We start from the raw sequence: 18789 nt of genomic DNA, 5'->3' as shown, positions 1-18789 counted from the left end.
AGAGGAGGAATACCAAATGCCAAAAATGAAAACTCACCGCGGAGCTGCTAAGCGTTTCAAGAAAACTGGGTCTGGTAAATTAAAACGTTCTCACGCTTATACAAGCCACTTATTCGCAAACAAATCTACAAAACAAAAACGTAAACTTCGCAAAGGATCTTTAGTATCTTCAGGAGATTACAAACGCATTCGTCACTTATTAGACAATATCAAGTAATAAAAGCTTACGGAAAATAGGAGGGAAACAATATGCCACGTGTTAAAGGCGGTACAGTTACACGCAAACGTCGTAAAAAAGTTCTTAAATTAGCTAAAGGTTATTTCGGTTCCAAACATACATTATACAAAGTTGCTAACCAACAAGTAATGAAATCATTAATGTATGCATACCGCGATCGTCGTCAGAAAAAACGCGACTTCCGCAAATTATGGATTACTCGTATCAATGCAGCTGCACGTATTAACGGTTTATCTTATAGCCGTTTAATGCACGGATTAAAAGTTGCTGGTATTGAAGTAAACCGCAAAATGCTTGCTGAGCTTGCTGTAAGCGATGAAAAAGCATTTGCTGAATTAGCAACAGTTGCTAAACAAAACTTAAAATAATTATCCAAAAAGAAGGCATAACAATGCCTTCTTTTTTATTATGGTTTTTGCGATTGAGAAAAATGCTATAAAAAGTCTGTCAATGCCAAGGAGAGGGTTAAATGATCTATATGCTTTTAATTTATTGCATTTTTATTAATATAATGGGATTTTTCGCAATGAAAATAGATAAAACCAAAGCAATAAAACAGCAATACCGCATCAGTGAAAAAACATTGTGGACAATTGCCTTTTTATTTGGCGCCAGTGGGTTAGCCATTGGAATGAACCGATTTCGCCATAAAACAAAACATGCTAACTTTAAACTAGGACTGCCTGTTTTGTCTATAATTGAAATAGGGATTGTTCTATATATTGTGTGTACAAAGGCATAAAAATTCATTTTTTTTTATATACTGTTAATAACAGCATGATTTTTACAGAAGCGAAGGTGATATAAAGTGGATGAACAATTATCAATGTTGTTTGTTATGATTGAATTAGGAGGAATTTTTGCTCCGATTGCCTTTATTCTTTTTCATACACTAAGACAAGTGATTTTTATTCCTCCCATGATTGTATGTATTGCTGGGGGCATTCTTTTTGGTGTGACGCTTGGAACGATTTATTCAATTATCGGCTTAACCATTAATTGTTTGTTTTTTTATTTTGTTATCAAAAAAATGCCAAAAACACATCGCAAACTTTCTTTGCTAAAAAAACGCTGGTTTGGAGAATATCGCAATTTAACAGTCGGCCAGGTTACTGTGCTGCGTCTCATTCCATTTATCCACTATCATTTGCTGAACTTTTGTCTATTGGAAAAAAGACAAGGGCTTAAAGATTATCTAAAATACGCAACTATTACCAATATTCCATTGGCATTCTTTTATACTATTTTTGGACAGTTTATCAGCCAGTTCTCTCCAACGATGATGATAGTCATTTTATTTGCGTTATGTATTCTGGTGTATGTTTTGCGAGAAAAAATAACCATTATAAAATGGAAAGAATTTTTTAAAGAGGCACAACAAAAAAGCTAAAACAAAAAATTTCGTTTTAGCTTTTTATTATTTGGCTATGTCTATGTTAGTTAGAGTTCAAGTTTTAATTTGGCATTTCGTTGTTTGGAGCGGGTTTGCAAGACCCCTGGACAACCTGTAGAAAACAAACTCTCTAGAGTGAAAATTAACAGGCAAGTTTAACAGAGCCAGTTATTTAGGATATTTCCACTCTATTTTGGCATTAGGATATACCTTTAACAATGATTGTTCGATAAAATGAATATCTTCCTCTAAAAGTTTAGTATTAAAAGGATCTGTCGGCCATAATGAAATAGAATGGACTGTATCAGATTTATCAGCATATTTTTCCCCTTCTATCAAGAAGCCTTTATACGTTAAAAGAAAGTTCATTAGAATGTTTTTAGCATTATCCATTAAATAAAACTTTTTTCGAAAGCGTGCAAAAGCTAGCCGCCGTTCTGGTTTCAATAAAAATGCAACAATGCGGTATAGGATAAAAAGAACGAAAGCGAGTAATAATAAACGCAAAAGCCACATCATAAAAAAGCCCCCAATATATAAAAATAATACATTTAGCTTTATGAATACGTTGCAGCTAGAAAAAAGTTTCATTTTTATAAAAAAATTTAAAACAGTATAAGGGGAGTGCATACTAGGAACAATATAAATTTCTTAGTATAATAGTATTTGTTTTTATATCTTAATATAAGGGAGTCGAAGTAATGAAGAAAATGGATGAAACATTAGAAATGCTAAAAGAATTGACAGATGCAAAAGGAATTCCTGGAAATGAACGTGAACCAAGGGAAGTCATGAAAAAATACATAGCTCCATATGCGGATGAAATAACAACAGATAACTTGGGAAGTCTAATTGCAAAAAAGGTCGGCAATGAACAAGGACCAAAAATTATGGTGGCAGGCCATTTAGATGAAGTTGGCTTTATGATTACACGCATTGATGACAAAGGATTTTTATACTTTCAAACAGTAGGCGGATGGTGGTCACAAGTGATGCTTGCCCAGCGTGTGACAATTGTCACAAAAAAGGGGGATATAACTGGGGTAATCGGCTCGAAGCCACCGCATATTTTATCTCCGGAAGCTCGCAAAAAGCCAGTGGATATTAAAGATATGTTCATTGACATTGGTGCGTCCTCAAAAGAAGAGGCAAAAGAATGGGGAGTAAAGCCAGGAGATATGGTTGTTCCATATTTTGAATTTACTGTAATGAATAATGAAAAGATGCTGCTGGCAAAAGCTTGGGATAATCGGATTGGCTGTGCAATTGCCATTGATGTATTAAAAGGACTGAAAAATGAAACACATGAAAATATTGTGTACGGAGTTGGCACAGTTCAAGAAGAAGTTGGCCTGCGCGGTGCAAAAACAGCAGCTCAAAAAATCAATCCAGATATTGCATTTGGAGTGGATGTCGGCATCGCTGGCGATACACCGGGGATTACAGAAAAAGAAGCGTTAAGCAAAATGGGGAAAGGCCCTCAAATTATCCTTTATGATGCATCCATGGTATCTCACAAAGGATTAAGAGACTTAGTGACAGATACAGCGGATGAATTAAATATTCCTTATCAATTTGACAGTGTGCCAGGAGGAGGAACAGATTCAGGTTCCATCCATTTAACACATGATGGCGTTCCAGCATTGTCCATTACTATTGCAACCCGCTATATTCATTCACATGCAGCAATGCTTCATCGCGATGATTATGAAAATGCAGTAAAATTAATAATAGAAGTGATTAAAAGATTAGACCGCGAAACAGTTAATCATTTAACATTCGCTTAAAATATAATAATATAATGAAAAGCGAGGCTCCATACATGGGAGCCTCGCTTTTTTAGGAACTAAAATCCTTGTTACCTGGTGATTCTGATACTGCAATGGCAGCTTTTCTTGCTTTAAGAAAACGTACAATATTTAAAACAATCGTTTTGGCAACAGCATAGGTTGGAACAGCCAAAATCATGCCAAGTATGCCAGCTAAGTTTCCAGCAACCAATAATAAGATGATGATTGTGGCGGGATGTGTGTCCAATCGTTTTCCTAAAATAAGGGGAGACAAGACATTTCCTTCAATTTGCTGTGCAACTGTAATGACTAGAATAACAAGCAATGCCTGTGTCGGAGATGTAAATAAAGCGATGATGACAGCAGGTGCCCCGCCGATTAAAGGCCCTACATATGGGATGATGTTCGTTACTGCAACAATCATTGCCATGACTAGTGCGTAATCTAAATCAATAATCCAATAGCCAATAAAGGCAAGAGTGCCAACAAATGTTGCGACTATTACTTGTCCTTGAATATAGGCAGCCAAAGTATCGCCTGTTTCCTTTAAGATTTTTAATCCTTCATTTCGATAAGAAGAAGGGAAAAATTTGGATAAAGCGACAGGGAATTTATTCCCATCTTTAAAACAGTAAAACAGCAAAAATGGAACGGTAACAATGGTGATTGTAATATTGGTCATTGTGCTAATAATTACCGTAATGCTATTTGTTAAGTTGCTTGGAATGGTTTGAGCAAAATCATTGAATTTTTTCGTAATGTCTTCAATGGTAATATATTCCTGATTAAGCAGCCATTGGTATTGTTTTGTATCATTAAGGTGCTGGAAATATTTAATTGCTTGATCAGTATAGCCAGGCAGGTTCGAGAATAATTCTGTAATCTGCTTGGAGATAATTGGAATCACATTGCCAATTCCCAAAATAATTAGGCCGATAATAACAACATAAATAATTAAGATGGCCAAAGTTTTAGGGATTTTAGACTTTTGCAGGAAGGTAACAATGGGATTAAGCAAAAAGTATAGAAATCCTGTAATAATAATAGGAGCAAAAAGAGTAGTAAAAAGCACTCCTATCGGTTGGAAAAGGAACGATATTTTTGTGCAAATATAAATGATGGCAACGATCAAAAGAATTTGCAAAAGCCAATAATGAAACTTCTTTTTAGTCAAATTTTTTCACCTTTTTCGTTTATTGTAAAAGTAGTATAGCATATTCAACTATTTCTTTTATACCCAAAAAATAGAAAAATAAAAATCTCGATTGGTGAATATAATACGAATCAACAGAGAAGATAGTTTCATTAAATTTTATTAATGGAGAAAAAAATCCATAAGGAAAGAAAAAAGTATTTTTCTCCTTATGGATTTAAGAGGCATGTTTTTTATTAGATAGAAATCTTTATTTAGTGAATTACTTTAATCCACTTTCAAGGGTTTGCAGCATTTCCGTTTTATCTGCTTCCGATGAATTTTGCCAAATAATTTCAAAAAGAACACCTAATCCTGGAAGCATTTTTTCTTCTCCATTTTGGATGGCATCTACGATTGTATCTTTTAATTCATCTTGTGAATTTCCAGAAACATTATGAATAATCGCATTACGTAAATTTAAATTCATTTATTCATACTTCCTTTCACCTTTTTTAAGATGTTTATAAAAAGCATCCTATTATAGCATTTCTCCATTGTCATTTATTATGTATTTGTCTTACGCTATAATGATTATTAGTGTAAAAATTACCCGCAGCAAAAGAAGAAAGTTGAGGAGAAAAAAGTGAAATATATACATTCCGCAAAAAATTCCCAAGTAAAAGAGTGGAAAAAACGATTAACCAAAAAAGAAAGAGAAAAAACAGGCACATTTCTTGTGGAAGGATTTCATTTGGTAGAAGAGGCTTTTAAGGCAGAAGCTATTATTGACCTTATTATTTCAGAAGAAACAGAGTTGCCAGCATGGGATTACGGAGATATTCCTGTGACTACAGTGACAAAAGAAATTATTGAACAATTGACAGATACAGAAACACCACAGGGGATTGTTGCACTCTGCAAACAGCTAAACCATAATGAAGTAATTGATTCTGGCAAAACATTTATGGTGATGGACCAAGTACAAGATCCGGGAAATTTAGGAACAATTATTCGAACAGCTGATGCTTGCGGTGTAGATGCTGTTATCATTGGCGATGGTACAGTAGATATTTACAATCCAAAAGTAGTTCGTTCTGCACAAGGCAGCCATTTTCATTTGCCGATAATAAAAGTGAATCTTCTTTCCTTTATGAAAGAGATAAAAGGAAAAAAAATTCCCGTATATGGCACATCTTTAGAAAATGGCAAGAATTATCGAGAAGTTTCTCCTTCCGACAAGGGGTTTTGTTTAATTGTTGGAAATGAAGGAAAAGGCGTAAGAAAAGAAATTTTAGCTGAAACAGATGTAAATCTTTATATCCCTATATTTGGGAAAAGTGAGTCCCTAAATGTAGCAGTTGCAGCAGGAATTCTAATGTATCATTTAAAGTAATCTAGATGATGAGGAATTTTCTATTAGGGATTTGAAAATATCTCAGAAATATACTATAATAAATTGCAAATTGCATGATTAAAAACAAAGACGGAGAAAAGTAGTTTATTGTTTTGATTATAGGGAGAAAATGCCTTTAGACTGGAAGCATTTTTATCAAAAAATAAATGAAGTTCACCTCCTGAGTTGGCATCGGGACCATTTCAAGCGCTGTTGAAATGTAAAGATGTGCCGGTATAATGTGCCGTTATCTAAATGAAGCGAACTTTAGATTTTTTATTAAAGTTAATTAGGGTGGTACCGCGAATCCAAAACCTCGTCCCTTATTTGGGAGGAGGTTTTTTTATGCCAAAAAAAATATCTTTTCTTTTAAATTACATGCAAAAGGTGAAGGAGGAAATGAATGTGGAAGCAAAATTAAAAGAACTTCAGTCAGACGCCGCACAAAAAATAGCGGATGCTGAAAATGTCAAACAATTAAATGATATTCGCATAGCTTATTTAGGAAAAAAGGGTCCTATTACAGAAGTTTTAAAAGGGATGGGCAAACTTTCTGCAGAAGAACGTCCAAAAATGGGTGCGTTAGTAAATGTAATTCGTGATGAAATTACAGCGCAAATTGAACAGAAACAAACAACGTTGGAAGAAGCAGAAGTGCAAAGGAAAATTGCAGCAGAAACAATCGATATTACGCTGCCAGGACGCCCTGTTTCAGTGGGAAATCATCATTCATTAACTAGAGTAGTGGAAGAAATAGAAGATTTATTTATTGGAATGGGTTATACAGTAGAAGAAGGTCCAGAAGTAGAAGTAGATTATTATAATTTTGAAGCGTTAAATCTGCCGAAAAATCATCCAGCTCGCGATATGCAGGATTCTTTTTACATTACCGAAGAGTTGCTTTTAAGAACCCATACTTCTCCTGTGCAGGCGCGGACGATGGAAAAACATAAAGGAAAAGGTCCTGTGCGTATTATTTGTCCTGGCAAAGTATATCGCCGCGACAATGATGATGCAACACATTCTCATCAATTTATGCAAATTGAAGGGCTGGTTGTGGATGAAAATATCAGCATGAGCGATTTAAAAGGAACATTAGAAGTATTTGCGAAAAAAATGTTCGGTGAAGATCGGGAAATTCGTTTGCGCCCAAGCTTCTTTCCGTTTACAGAACCTTCTGTAGAAGTGGACATTTCTTGTATGATTTGTAAAGGTAGCGGCTGTAATGTATGCAAAGGCACTGGGTGGATTGAAGTATTAGGAGCTGGAATGGTTCATCCAAATGTACTTGAGATGGCTGGTTATGATTCGAAAAAATATTCCGGATTTGCTTTTGGAATAGGGGCAGAGCGCATTGCGATGCTAAAATACGGAGTGGACGATATTCGTCATTTCTATACAAATGATATTCGTTTCTTAAAGCAATTTTCAGTACCGGAATATTAAGGTGGAGGGAGAATAAATAATGCTTGTATCCTATAAATGGTTAAAAGAGTATGTAGATTTAAGCGATATTAGTCCAATAGAGTTGGCAGATAAAATTACAAAAAGCGGAATTGAAGTAGAAGGTGTCGAAGTATTAAATGAAGGCATAAAAAATGTTGTGATTGGATATGTAGTGGAAAGAGAACAGCATCCGAATGCAGATAAATTAAATAAATGTTTAGTGGATGTCGGCGAAGGGGATCCAATTCAAATTATCTGCGGCGCCCCGAATGTGGATAAAGGCCAAAAAGTAGCGGTTGCTAAAGTTGGTGCAGTGCTTCCAGGAAACTTTAAAATAAAAAAAGCAAAACTTCGCGGCGAAGAATCAAATGGCATGATCTGTTCTCTGCAGGAATTAGGCATTGAAAGCAAATTAGTGGCAAAAGACTGCTCGGAAGGAATTTTTGTTTTCCCAAGCGATGTAGAAGTTGGCCACAATGCGATGGAGTATTTACAGCGCGATGATGCAGTGCTTGAATTGGGATTAACTCCAAACCGTGCAGATTGTTTGAATATGTTAGGCGTAGCATACGAAGTAGCAGCGGTTTTAGGAAAAGAAGTAACTTTTCCAGCTGTAGAATATCCTGCATCTCAAGAGAAAGCATCTGATTATGTGCATGTAAAAGTAGAAAATAATGAAGATGTGCCATTATATACAGCAAAAATCATCAAAAATGTAACAGTTGCACCGTCTCCATTATGGATGCAAGGCAGATTAATGGCAGCAGGCATCCGCCCGCATAACAATGTAGTTGACATTACAAATTATATTTTATTAGAATACGGACAGCCTCTGCATGCATTCGATTATGATCGATTAGATTCCAAAGAAATATATATTAGAAGAGCAGCTGAAAATGAAGAAATAGTTACATTAGATGAAGCAAAACGTATTTTATCAGAAGACAATCTTCTAATTACAAATGGCAAAACTGGTGTAGCCGTTGCAGGTGTTATGGGCGGAGCTAACTCAGAAGTGCAAGCTGATACGACAACTGTGCTTTTAGAAGCAGCTTATTTCAACAGCGGCGTCATCAGAAAGTCTTCTAAAGTGCTTAACTTAAGAAGTGAAGCAAGTGCCCGTTATGAAAAAGGAATTGATCCAAATCGTGTGCGTGCGGCAGCTGAAAGAGCAGCACAACTGCTTTATTTGTATGCAGGCGGCGAAGTATTAGAAGGAGAAGCAGCTGTTGATGCGTTAACAGCAGAACCGCAAGTGGTTTCTATTTCATTAGAAAAAATTAATAAAGTGCTCGGAACATCTCTTGCTGTGAAGGATGTGACAGATATTTTTGCGCGTCTTCAATTTGAAACGACGGTGGAAAATAATATTTTTACTGTTACTGTTCCAACAAGAAGAAATGATATTACCATTGAAGAAGACTTAACGGAAGAAGTAGCACGGCTTTATGGCTATGATAATATTCCAACCACTTTGCCGGTAGGAGAAGCTATTCCTGGTGCATTAACAGAGTATCAGAAAAAACGTCGTACTGTACGCAAATTTTTAGAAGGTGCAGGCTTATACCAAGCAATTACGTATGCATTAACAAGCGAAAAGAAGGTACAGCAATTTGCTTTAGACAAACGCCAGCCAGTTCGTTTAAGCATGCCGATGAGCGAAGAGCGCAGTCTGCTTCGCCAAAGCATTATTCCACAATTATTAGAAGTAGTGAAACATAACAGCGCCCGTCAAAATGAAAATCTTGCTGTATATGAAACAGGTGTTGTTTTCTTAGCAAATGAAGGAGCAGAACAGGAGCTTCCAGAAGAAAGAGAACATGTAGCAGGCACCGTTACTGGCCTTTGGAGTGCAAACCTATGGCAAGGAGAAAAGAAGGCTGTTGATTTCTTTGTTATAAAGGGCGTGCTAGAAGGTTTATTTGAAAAATTAGGCGTTTCTAATGCCATTGCTTTTGAAAGAGGAGAATTAGAGGGGATGCATCCAGGGAGAACAGCAAAAGTTCTTCTAGATGGAGAAGTGATTGGATTTGTTGGCCAAGTGCATCCGCAAATACAAAATGAACTTGATTTAAAAGAAACATATTGCTTTGAATTAAATTTAAGCAAATTGCTGGCACAAGAAGTCGCTGATTTACGTTATACAAGCATTCCTCGTTTCCCATCTGTAACAAGAGATATCGCATTAGTGGTTGATAGCGGAATTTTAGCAGGTGACATTCAAACAATCATTGTTGAAGCTGGAGGCAATCTTCTAAAAGAAGTGCAAGTATTTGACTTATATGAAGGCGAAAGAATGGAAGAAGGCAAAAAATCAATTGCCTATTCTTTAAAATATTTTGATCCAGAACAAACATTAACAGACGAAATGATTACAAAAGTGCATGACAAGGTTCTTGCAGCAGTAAAAGAAAAAGCAGGTGCCGTTCTTAGAGGGTAAAAAGCAAAAGAACATGAAGTTTATGTGAATAGCGCAAAAAGGATTGCCTCCAAAAGAGAGCAATCCTTTTTGTAATTGATTTTAATTGCTGAAAAAGTTTTAGCGGTATAACGGTGAATATAAGGAGAGGAGGGAAGAATAAATGGACGAGAAAACAGCTGGAAAAAAAGAGAATTAATAAAGCTTGTTCTTTTGGAAAGAAACATATAGAAGACATGCTCGAAATTGCAGCTATATGACTTCCCACTCCTAAAGAGTTCATGTTATGATATAGATTAGGATTCTTATGATTGGAGGCAAAAACGTGGCAGATACACCAAAAAACCGTACAAAGGTGGAGATTTATGATACCCCATATACAATTATAGGTGAAGAATCGTCAAGTCACGTACGGATGGTTGCCTCTATAGTAGATAAAAAAATGCGGGAAATATATGCAAAGAATCCTTCTCTTGATTTAAATAAACTAGCAGTGCTGACTGCTGTTAATATAGTAAATGATCATGTTAAATTATTAAATCGAGTGGAGCAGCTAGAAGAGGAACTAAAACGAGAAAAGGACTGAATAAGTCATGTTGAATTTTATTATTATCGTATTATTAATATTTGGTGTTTTAAGGGGGCTAAAAAGAGGGTTTATCCTGCAAATAGTGCATCTAACAGGATTTATTATCGCATTTATTGTTGCAAATAAGTATTACATACCATTCTCATCTAAATTAACCCTTTGGATACCATATCCAAATTTAGGCGAGAGCAATACCATCAAAACTTTATTTAGCAATGCTGATTTAGAAGAAGTATTCTATCGGGCTATTGCTTTTGTGCTTATTTTTTTTATGGTGAAAATTGTTTGGCAAATTATTGGAAGTATGCTGGATTTTGTGGCGAGTCTGCCAATTTTAAGTCAGCTTAACACATGGGCTGGGGCAATTCTAGGTTTTGTGGAAGTGTATCTTCTTATTTTTATATTATTATATATTTCTGCACTTGTACCAATGGAAATAATTCAAAATCATGTAACAAACTCAAGTTTAGCAGCAGGAATCATTGAAAATACTCCTTATTTCTCAGAGAAAATAAAAGCATTATGGTTTGATTATGTAAATGGTGAATAGTAGATGGGATAGTCTTTTTATTGATTTTTTCCATTTGTTTTTCTTTCAACTCTCCTGGCAAGAATCTTATGCTAGGAGAGTTTTTATTTGTTCAACAAGTTCATTAGCCTTTTGAAGATGGAAGTTTCCCTTTTTAAGAAGCTTTGTTAAGATAAAAAGCGGAGCCATTAAACTAGGGAAAAACAGCATAAAGTCTGACTGTTATTGAAAACAAGTAGAACATGGTATGATAATAAGAAATTAGATTTCTTTTGCAATCAAAATGTAAGAAATGATGATAGATAGAAATGGGTGATAAATATGCCAATAACAAAAAAAGAAATTGTTCAATTACTAGAGCAGATTGCTATATATATGGAGTTAAAAGGAGAAAACCCTTTTAAAACTAGTGCATTTCGCAAAGCGGCGGCAAGTCTTGAAAATGAAGAAAGAAGCTTAGAGGAGATAACAGATTATACGGCTCTTTCTGGAATAGGAAAAGGTACAGCTGCAGTGATAGAGGAATATATAAATACTGGAATTTCAACTGTTTTACATGAATTAAAAGAAGAAGTGCCAAAAGGGCTTATTCCTTTATTGCAGCTTCCAGGTCTTGGTGGAAAAAAGATAGCGAAACTTTATAAAGAGCTTTCAATTACGAATGCTGAAGAGTTAGAATCTGCTTGTCTGCAAAAAAAAGTACAGGAGCTTAGCGGATTTGGGAAAAAAACCGAAGAAAAAATATTAGAAGCATTAAAGAATGTCGGCACAAGACCCGAAAGATTGCCGATTGCCTATATGCTTTCTGTAGCCAATAAGATTGAAGAACAGCTTCTGCAAATAGAAGAAATCAGTCAGTTTTCTCGTGCAGGCAGTTTAAGAAGAATTCGGGAAACAATTAAAGACTTAGATTTTATTATTGCAACAGAAAATATCCAAGCTGTTAAAGAGAAGTTAATAAATCTTGCAGCCATTAAAGAAATAATAGGAGCAGGAAATACAAAAGTAAGCATTATATTAGAGTTGGAATACGATGTTTCCGTTGATTTTCGTTTAGTGACAGAAGCAGAATTTGCGACGACTCTTCACCATTTTACAGGATCTAAAGAACATAATGTTAAAATGCGCCAACTTGCAAAAGAGCGGGGAGAAAAAATTAGTGAGTACGGAGTGGAGAATGTAGAGACTGGAGAAATAAAAACATTTGCCACAGAAGAAGAATTCTATCATTATTTTGATCTTCCCTACATCCCTCCTGAAATGCGAGAAGATGGAAAAGAAGTGGAATTATATAAAGAGAACTCTGATATAATTGCCATTGAAGATATTAAAGGAGATCTGCATATGCATTCCACATGGAGTGACGGGGCCTTTTCTTTAGAAGAAATGGTGGAAGCAAATAGAGCACGGGGTTATCAATATATGGCCATTACCGACCATTCCCACTATTTAAAAGTAGCAAATGGATTATCACCAGAGCGTCTAAAACAACAAATTCAAGAAATTAGACGACTAAATGAAAAGTATGATGATATTACCATATTGGCAGGAGTGGAAATGGATATTCTGCCAGATGGCTCATTGGATTATGAGGATAATTTGCTAAGTGAATTGGACTTGGTAATTGCCTCCATTCATTCTGCTTTTTCTCAGCCAAAAGAAAAAATTATGGAAAGATTAGAACAAGCGATGAATAATAAATATGTTCATATTATTGCACATCCAACGGGTCGAAAGATTGGAGCTCGAAAAGGGTATGAAGTAGATATAGAGCGTCTAATTGGGGCAGCAAAAGAAACAAATACGATGTTGGAATTAAACAGCAACCCCCATCGCCTAGACTTAAATGCTGAGTATATTAAGATGGCTGAAGAACAAGGAGTAACTATTATCATCAATACAGATGCACACCATACGAAGGGGCTAGAGCATATGGCAATTGGTGTAGGTACTGCGAAAAAAGGATGGATAAAAAAGCAAACCGTAGCAAATGCGCTGGAAAGAGATGACTTCTTGGCATTATTGCAAAAAAAAAGAAAGTGAAAATAAGATATAATAGGCAAAAGAGAAAAGTAGCAAAGGAGAAAGCTCCATGCAAGAAAGAGTTTTAAAGACATTAGAATTTGATAAAATCAAAAGTCAATTAGTAGAATATGCTTCTTCTTCTTTAGGTAAATGGAAAGCAGAAGAACTGGTTCCTTCCACTAATTATGAAGAAGTAGTCAGATGGCAGGAAGAAACAGATGAAGCGGCAAAAGTTTTCCGAATGAGAGGAAACATTCCCCTCGGCGGCATCCATGATATTCGGCCTCATGTCAAAAGATCTACGATTGGCGGCATGCTAAGTCCTTTTGAATTAAATCAAATTGCAAGCACGGTGCATGCAAGCAGACAGATGAAACGATTTATTGATGAATTTCAAGAAGATGAAGAAGCGCCAATTTTAGCCGAATTAACAGAAAGAATGACGGTACTTGCAGAAGTTGAAGAAGAAATTAAAATGGCGATAGACGAACAAGGCTTTGTGTTGGATAGTGCAAGTGAAACACTCCGTACTCTTCGCCATCAGCTGCGTCGAAATGAAACAAGAATAAGAGAAAAACTAGAAAGCATGATTCGGTCATCCAATGCGGCAAAAATGCTTTCTGATACAATTATTACGATTCGAAATGATCGTTTTGTCATTCCAGTTAAACAAGAGTATAGAGGAAATTATGGGGGGATCATCCATGATCAAAGTGCATCTGGCCAAACGTTGTTTATTGAACCGCAAGCTGTTGTTACTTTAAATAATGAACTTCAGGCAATACGGGTAAAAGAACAGCAGGAAATTGATCGGATATTAACACAATTAACAGCCCTTGTTTCTGGATATGCTGAAGAATTATTAGAAATTGTTGCAGTACTTGCAGAGATTGATTTTATGTTTACAAAAGCAAAATATGGACACCGCATAAAAGGAACAAAGCCGGCTATTAATAATACGGGGAAAATTGTTCTTTTTAAAGCGAGACATCCATTAATTGAAGCAGAACAAGTAGTGGCAAATGATGTTGCGCTGGGAGACACGTATTCAACTATTGTTATTACAGGGCCAAACACTGGCGGGAAAACAGTTACATTAAAAACAGTCGGTTTATGTACATTAATGGCACAATCAGGATTGCAAATACCAGCGCTTGATGGTTCTGAAATGAGTGTATTTCATGCTGTTTTCGCAGATATTGGCGACGAACAATCCATTGAACAATCGTTGAGCACTTTTTCTTCTCATATGGTGAACATCGTAAAAATTTTAGAAGAAGTTGACAATAATAGTCTAGTTTTATTTGATGAACTTGGAGCAGGTACAGACCCGCAAGAAGGGGCGGCACTCGCTATTTCTATATTAGATGAGGTAAACAGGCGGGGAGCACGCGTTATTGCGACTACCCATTACCCAGAATTAAAAGCATACGGCTACAACCGAGAAGGCGTTATGAATGCGAGTGTAGAGTTTGATATTGAAACATTAAGTCCCACTTATAAATTATTAATTGGCGTTCCTGGCAGAAGCAATGCCTTTGAAATCAGCAAACGATTAGGATTAAGTGAGTACGTTATTGAAACGGCAAGATCCCATGTAAGTGATGAAAGCAATAAAATTGAAAATATGATTGCCTCACTAGAAAGCAGCAGAAAAAGTGCAGAAGAAGAATACAAAGAAGCGCAAGATTTATTGAAGCAAGCGGATATGCTTCATCGCGATCTGCAAAAGCAAGTGATGGAGTATTATGAAAAGAAAGAATCACTTGAGGAAAAGGCGAAAAAAGAAGCGGCTGAAATTCTAGAAAATGCAAAAAAAGAAGCAGAAACTGTTATTGCAGATTTACGGAAAATGCAGTTAGAAAAGCGTGCCGAAATCAAAGAGCATGAATTAATTGATGCACGTAAACGACTGAATGATGCCACGCCGGATATGCCTGTAAAAAGGAAAGAAACAACAGCAAAAACGAATCATGTTTTCCAGCCAGGAGATGAAGTAAAAGTTCTTACATTCGGGCAAAAAGGCCAGCTGTTAGAGAAAATTTCCGATAAAGAATGGCAAGTGCAAATCGGAATTATGAAAATGAAAGTAAAAGAGGAAAATTTGGAATTTGTAAAAGCAGCAAAAGTGGTGGAAACAAAACCCCTTGCTACGATTAAAGGAAAAGATTATCACGTAAGCCTAGAGCTTGATTTGCGCGGGGAGCGATTTGAAAATGCGATCTCTCGAGTGGAAAAATATGTGGATGACAGTTTGCTTGCAGGCTATCCCCGTGTATCCATTATCCATGGCAAAGGAACTGGTGCATTACGGACAGGTGTTCAAGAGTATTTAAAAAATCATCGTGCAGTGAAAAGCATTCGTTTTGGTGAAGCGGGAGAAGGCGGAAGCGGTGTTACAGTCGTAGAATTCAAATAAATAGATTTGTTTTTGATGCAGCGGGTTATTTTTGGGTAGGCGAGCGTTAAGAAAAGGGTGATTCATTTTTGTGAGCATATGCTGCAAAAATGAATCAACAAATAAACCATATTAGTCATAAAACAATGAAAAAAGGTTTTGAACAAAAGATAAGGAGATTTAAAATGGATCAGTTTTGGAATAATGAATATATAAAAACTGCCGGTGATTACAGTGTTGTTATTTTAAGTATTGTTGTTTTTTTGGCTATTTTTGAATTGGTGACAAAATACAATAACTGGGAAGAAATAAAAAGAGGGAATGTTGCGGTTGCAATGGCAACAGGCGGGAAAATATATGGGATTGCAAATATATTTAGACATTCTATTATGCAAAACGATTCACTTTTAACCATGATTATATGGGGCATGTATGGCTTCTTTTTATTATTGGTCGGTTATTTTATTTTTGAATTTTTAACGCCAAAATTTAAAGTAGATGAAGAAATAAAAAATGACAATCGAGCTGTTGGACTAATCTCCATGATTATCTCAATCGGTTTATCTTATGTTATAGGTTCAGGAATATCATAATAGCTAAAAAAAGAGTCTTTCATCTGTTTGAACTGCAGGGGAAGGCTTCTTTTTTATAAAGTGAAATTTCAGTCTAGAGGACAGATAGAGAAGGGCCTTGCCTTTCACGGAGCATAGTCGAACTAGTCAAGCGTTTGCTGGCAAGTTTCCATCCACCCAGCCTGTTTGTTTCCTTATTTCCTTAGTCTTTTGAGGTGGGGTCCAAAGTACGTGAATGCGGGATAAAGTGGTCTGGAATTTTAGTTTGTCTTCCCTTCAGTAGAGCCCTTTTTTTAGTGAGAAAGAATTTGGGCTTATTTTAAAGCGCTGATATGAGCCGATCTCCATATAATAATATGCTAGTACAACAGACAAGCTGACTATTATAAGGAGGAAAAAGGCGTGCATGAGGAAAAAATATGGTTAAAGGTTTATCCAAAATCTATTGCCAAAAATGTTTATTACCGGGCGGAGACGCTCCAGCAATTATTAAAAAATGCTGCTAAAGAATACCCAAAACATAAAGCGATACACTTTATGGGCCAAGAGCTGACATTTAAAGAATTATATAAGAAAGCACAAAAACTTGCTGCTTTTTTGCAGCAGCAAGGATTAAAAAAAGGCGATAGAGTTGCAGTTATGCTGCCAAACAGCCCCCAAACAGTAATTAGTTTTTATGCAATATTATTGGCAGGTGGAATTGTAGTGCCGACAAATCCTCTGTACAAAGCAAGAGAACTGCATTTTATATTGCAAGATTCCGGTGCGAAAATGATTATTGCGTTAGATCTATTATATACAAATGTTCAATCAGCAAAAGTAGGCACAAAATTAGAAAAGGTTATTTTTACTAGTATAAAAGATTTTCTCCCATTCCCCAAAAACCTTCTTTATCCTATCGTGCAAAAAAAGCAACAAGGCAAACTGCCCAAAATTACAGAAAACCAATCCACCTATCTTTTACGCAATATTTTAAAAAAACAAGCTGGCGACATAATAGAATATCCTGTTGATTTTGAAGAGGATATTGCGATTATACAGTATACAGGTGGAACAACAGGATTTCCAAAAGGTGTAATGCTTACACATCAAAATCTAATCGCCAATACTTCTATGTGCCGCCAGTGGCTTTATCAAATGAAAAAAGGAGAAGAAAAAATGCTTGGTTTGATGCCGTTGTTTCATGTATACGGCATGATGACAGTAATGGTTCTTTCCGTAATGGAAATTTATAAAATGATTTTATTGCCAAAATTTGATGCAGAGACAACCTTAAAAACCATTCATAAACAAAAGCCAACTGTATTTCCAGGTGCACCGACTATTTATATTGGTTTGTTAAACCATCCAGATATATCTAAATATAATCTTTCTTCTATCAAAGGAGCAATCAGTGGTTCTGCTCCACTTCCAGTTGAAATCATTGAAAGATTCCAAGCAAAAACAGGGGGGAAATTAGTAGAAGGATATGGGTTAACGGAAACGTCACCAGTTACCCATGTGAATTTTTTATGGGATCATGAAATTGTAAAGGGAAGTATTGGGGTGCCATGGCCCGGTACGGATGCAGCAGTTTTTTCAGAAAAGACCGGCGGAAAATTGCCTCCAGGTGAGATTGGGGAATTAGGCATAAAAGGACCGCAAGTGATGAAGGGATATTGGAATAATCCAAAGGAAACAGCACATGTATTAAAAGATGGCTGGCTCCTGACAGGAGATTTATGCTATATGGATGAAAAAGGCTACTTTTATATTGTGGATCGTAAAAAGGATACGATTATTGCTGGCGGATTTAATATTTATCCTCGTGAAGTGGAAGAAGTATTATATGAACATCCGGAAATAGAAGAAGCGGCTGTTGTGGGCATCAAGGATGACTATCGTGGGGAAACAGTTAAGGCGGTTATTGTCTTGAAAAAAGGATCAACCGTTACAGAGGATGAATTAAACCAATTTATGCGGCAAAAAATTGCCTCTTTTAAAGTGCCAAGAGTGTACGAGTTTCGTACAGAATTGCCGAAAACAGCTATAGGAAAAGTGCTGAGACGAGAATTGAAAGAAGAAAAAAATATAGATAAAGAGGATGAAAAGTAAATGAAGAGGAGAGTTTTGTATGAATATTATCGTATTGCTGTCTAGAGCAATCGATTCGGAACAGCAAATAAAATTAGAAAGTGGTGAAATTGATTATTCTGATGTCTCTTTTATCATTAATCCATTGGACGAAATTGCGTTAGAAGCAGCTATTCGCCTAAAAGAGAAATATGGCGGCAATGTTGCAGCAGTATGTGCAGGAGATGAATATGCCGAAAAACAGCTCCGGCTTGCATTAGCGATGGGGGCTGATAAGGGCATACATTTGCTAATGAATGATCTTAAAGCAGAAGCTTGGCAAATAGCCCAAGCAATTGCTGACTTTATTAAAACTATGCCTTTTGATTTAATCATTTCCGGTTCATTTGCAATAGATGGGGGCAGTGGCCAAGTTGGACCAAGAGTTGCTGCGAGATTGAATGTTCCCTATTTAACCAATATCGCATCAATAGAAATTGAAAAGAATCAAGCACTAATTAGAAAAAAAGCAGGCGATGCAATAGAGGCCTACAGAGGAGTGCTTCCACTTTTAATAACAGTTCCTCAAGGATTTAATTCTCCGAGACTACCGAATGTGGCAAGCATTATGAAAGCAAAAAGAAAACCATTAGAGAAAATACAGCCACAACTAGACCACGAACCATCCACTCTTGCTATTCAATATGAACTTCCCATTAAAAATAGAAAAAATCAAATTTTTATGGGAGATAATCAAACACAAATAATGAAACTTGCTGGCATCTTAAAAAAATTATTATAAGAGTTTCT

At 36.1% G+C, this 18789-nt stretch carries 18 protein-coding genes and 1 other annotated feature; of the genes, 15 read left to right on the top strand and 3 right to left on the bottom strand.

What is annotated here, in order from left to right:
• The first annotated feature begins 16 nt into the window (after positions 1-16).
• The 4 genes from rpmI to NCCP28_RS04565 all read left to right on the top strand — a co-directional run bounded on the left by rpmI (position 17) and on the right by NCCP28_RS04565 (position 1628).
• Positions 17-217 carry a 50S ribosomal protein L35 gene (gene rpmI, locus NCCP28_RS04580; protein WP_101175729.1) on the top strand — a complete coding sequence of 67 codons (201 nt, stop codon included), beginning with the start codon at positions 17-19 and terminating at the stop codon, positions 215-217.
• A gap of 32 nt (positions 218-249) precedes the next feature.
• Positions 250-606, top strand: coding sequence for a 50S ribosomal protein L20 (gene rplT, locus NCCP28_RS04575; protein ID WP_248560187.1), 357 nt, complete (start codon positions 250-252; stop codon positions 604-606).
• Positions 607-707: 101 nt separating this feature from the next.
• The gene (locus tag NCCP28_RS04570) at positions 708-980 is read left to right on the top strand and encodes a DUF1294 domain-containing protein (protein WP_248560186.1); all 273 of its coding nucleotides are present in this window, start codon (positions 708-710) and stop codon (positions 978-980) included.
• A 66-nt stretch (positions 981-1046) separates the two neighbouring features.
• The gene (locus tag NCCP28_RS04565; RefSeq protein ID WP_248560185.1) at positions 1047-1628 is read left to right on the top strand and encodes a TVP38/TMEM64 family protein; all 582 of its coding nucleotides are present in this window, start codon (positions 1047-1049) and stop codon (positions 1626-1628) included.
• A gap of 171 nt (positions 1629-1799) precedes the next feature.
• Here the strand turns inward: NCCP28_RS04565 and NCCP28_RS04560 are convergent, their stop codons facing one another.
• A complete protein-coding gene (locus NCCP28_RS04560) occupies positions 1800-2150 on the bottom strand; it encodes a sigma-w pathway protein ysdB (protein WP_248560184.1) in 351 nt (116 codons plus the stop codon).
• Between the two features lie 182 nt (positions 2151-2332).
• Between NCCP28_RS04560 and NCCP28_RS04555 the strand changes: the two genes are divergently transcribed.
• Positions 2333-3418 carry a M42 family metallopeptidase gene (locus NCCP28_RS04555; RefSeq protein ID WP_248560183.1) on the top strand — a complete coding sequence of 362 codons (1086 nt, stop codon included), beginning with the start codon at positions 2333-2335 and terminating at the stop codon, positions 3416-3418.
• A 52-nt stretch (positions 3419-3470) separates the two neighbouring features.
• Here the strand turns inward: NCCP28_RS04555 and NCCP28_RS04550 are convergent, their stop codons facing one another.
• Complete coding sequence (locus NCCP28_RS04550; protein ID WP_248560182.1) at positions 3471-4595, bottom strand: AI-2E family transporter; 1125 nt, start codon at positions 4593-4595, stop codon at positions 3471-3473.
• A 241-nt stretch (positions 4596-4836) separates the two neighbouring features.
• Entirely contained in the window at positions 4837-5043 is a 207-nt protein-coding gene (sspI, locus tag NCCP28_RS04545; protein WP_248560181.1) for a small acid-soluble spore protein SspI, read from the bottom strand.
• Positions 5044-5199: 156 nt separating this feature from the next.
• On the opposite strand from sspI, the gene NCCP28_RS04540 reads away from it, so the two are divergent.
• The 10 genes from NCCP28_RS04540 (at position 5200) to NCCP28_RS04495 (ending at position 18781) form a co-directional block, all read left to right on the top strand.
• Complete coding sequence (locus NCCP28_RS04540) at positions 5200-5949, top strand: TrmH family RNA methyltransferase (RefSeq protein ID WP_248560180.1); 750 nt, start codon at positions 5200-5202, stop codon at positions 5947-5949.
• A 78-nt stretch (positions 5950-6027) separates the two neighbouring features.
• Positions 6028-6276: a binding site (T-box leader), on the top strand.
• 78 nt (positions 6277-6354) lie between these two features.
• Entirely contained in the window at positions 6355-7395 is a 1041-nt protein-coding gene (gene pheS / locus NCCP28_RS04535; protein WP_248560298.1) for a phenylalanine--tRNA ligase subunit alpha, read from the top strand.
• 19 nt (positions 7396-7414) lie between these two features.
• A complete protein-coding gene (gene pheT, locus NCCP28_RS04530; RefSeq protein WP_248560179.1) occupies positions 7415-9835 on the top strand; it encodes a phenylalanine--tRNA ligase subunit beta in 2421 nt (806 codons plus the stop codon).
• A gap of 304 nt (positions 9836-10139) precedes the next feature.
• On the top strand, positions 10140-10400 hold the full coding sequence (gene zapA / locus NCCP28_RS04525) for a cell division protein ZapA (protein ID WP_248560178.1): 261 nt from the start codon (positions 10140-10142) through the stop codon (positions 10398-10400).
• A gap of 7 nt (positions 10401-10407) precedes the next feature.
• Entirely contained in the window at positions 10408-10953 is a 546-nt protein-coding gene (locus NCCP28_RS04520) for a CvpA family protein (protein WP_248560177.1), read from the top strand.
• Positions 10954-11253: 300 nt separating this feature from the next.
• Positions 11254-12975, top strand: a complete 1722-nt coding sequence (gene polX, locus NCCP28_RS04515) for a DNA polymerase/3'-5' exonuclease PolX (protein WP_248560176.1) — start codon at positions 11254-11256, stop codon at positions 12973-12975.
• Between the two features lie 49 nt (positions 12976-13024).
• On the top strand, positions 13025-15376 hold the full coding sequence (locus tag NCCP28_RS04510) for an endonuclease MutS2 (RefSeq protein ID WP_248560175.1): 2352 nt from the start codon (positions 13025-13027) through the stop codon (positions 15374-15376).
• Positions 15377-15540: 164 nt separating this feature from the next.
• Positions 15541-15948 carry a DUF350 domain-containing protein gene (locus tag NCCP28_RS04505; protein WP_248560174.1) on the top strand — a complete coding sequence of 136 codons (408 nt, stop codon included), beginning with the start codon at positions 15541-15543 and terminating at the stop codon, positions 15946-15948.
• Between the two features lie 381 nt (positions 15949-16329).
• Positions 16330-18021, top strand: coding sequence for a long-chain-fatty-acid--CoA ligase (locus NCCP28_RS04500; RefSeq protein ID WP_248560173.1), 1692 nt, complete (start codon positions 16330-16332; stop codon positions 18019-18021).
• A gap of 19 nt (positions 18022-18040) precedes the next feature.
• Positions 18041-18781, top strand: a complete 741-nt coding sequence (locus NCCP28_RS04495) for an electron transfer flavoprotein subunit beta/FixA family protein (protein WP_248560172.1) — start codon at positions 18041-18043, stop codon at positions 18779-18781.
• Positions 18782-18789 lie beyond the last annotated feature (8 nt).

This window comes from Niallia sp. NCCP-28, assembly GCF_023168165.1.
GTDB lineage: Bacteria > Bacillota > Bacilli > Bacillales > Cytobacillaceae > Niallia.
Note: the sequence above shows the minus strand (reverse complement) of the source record. Positions and strands in the feature narration are given on the sequence as shown.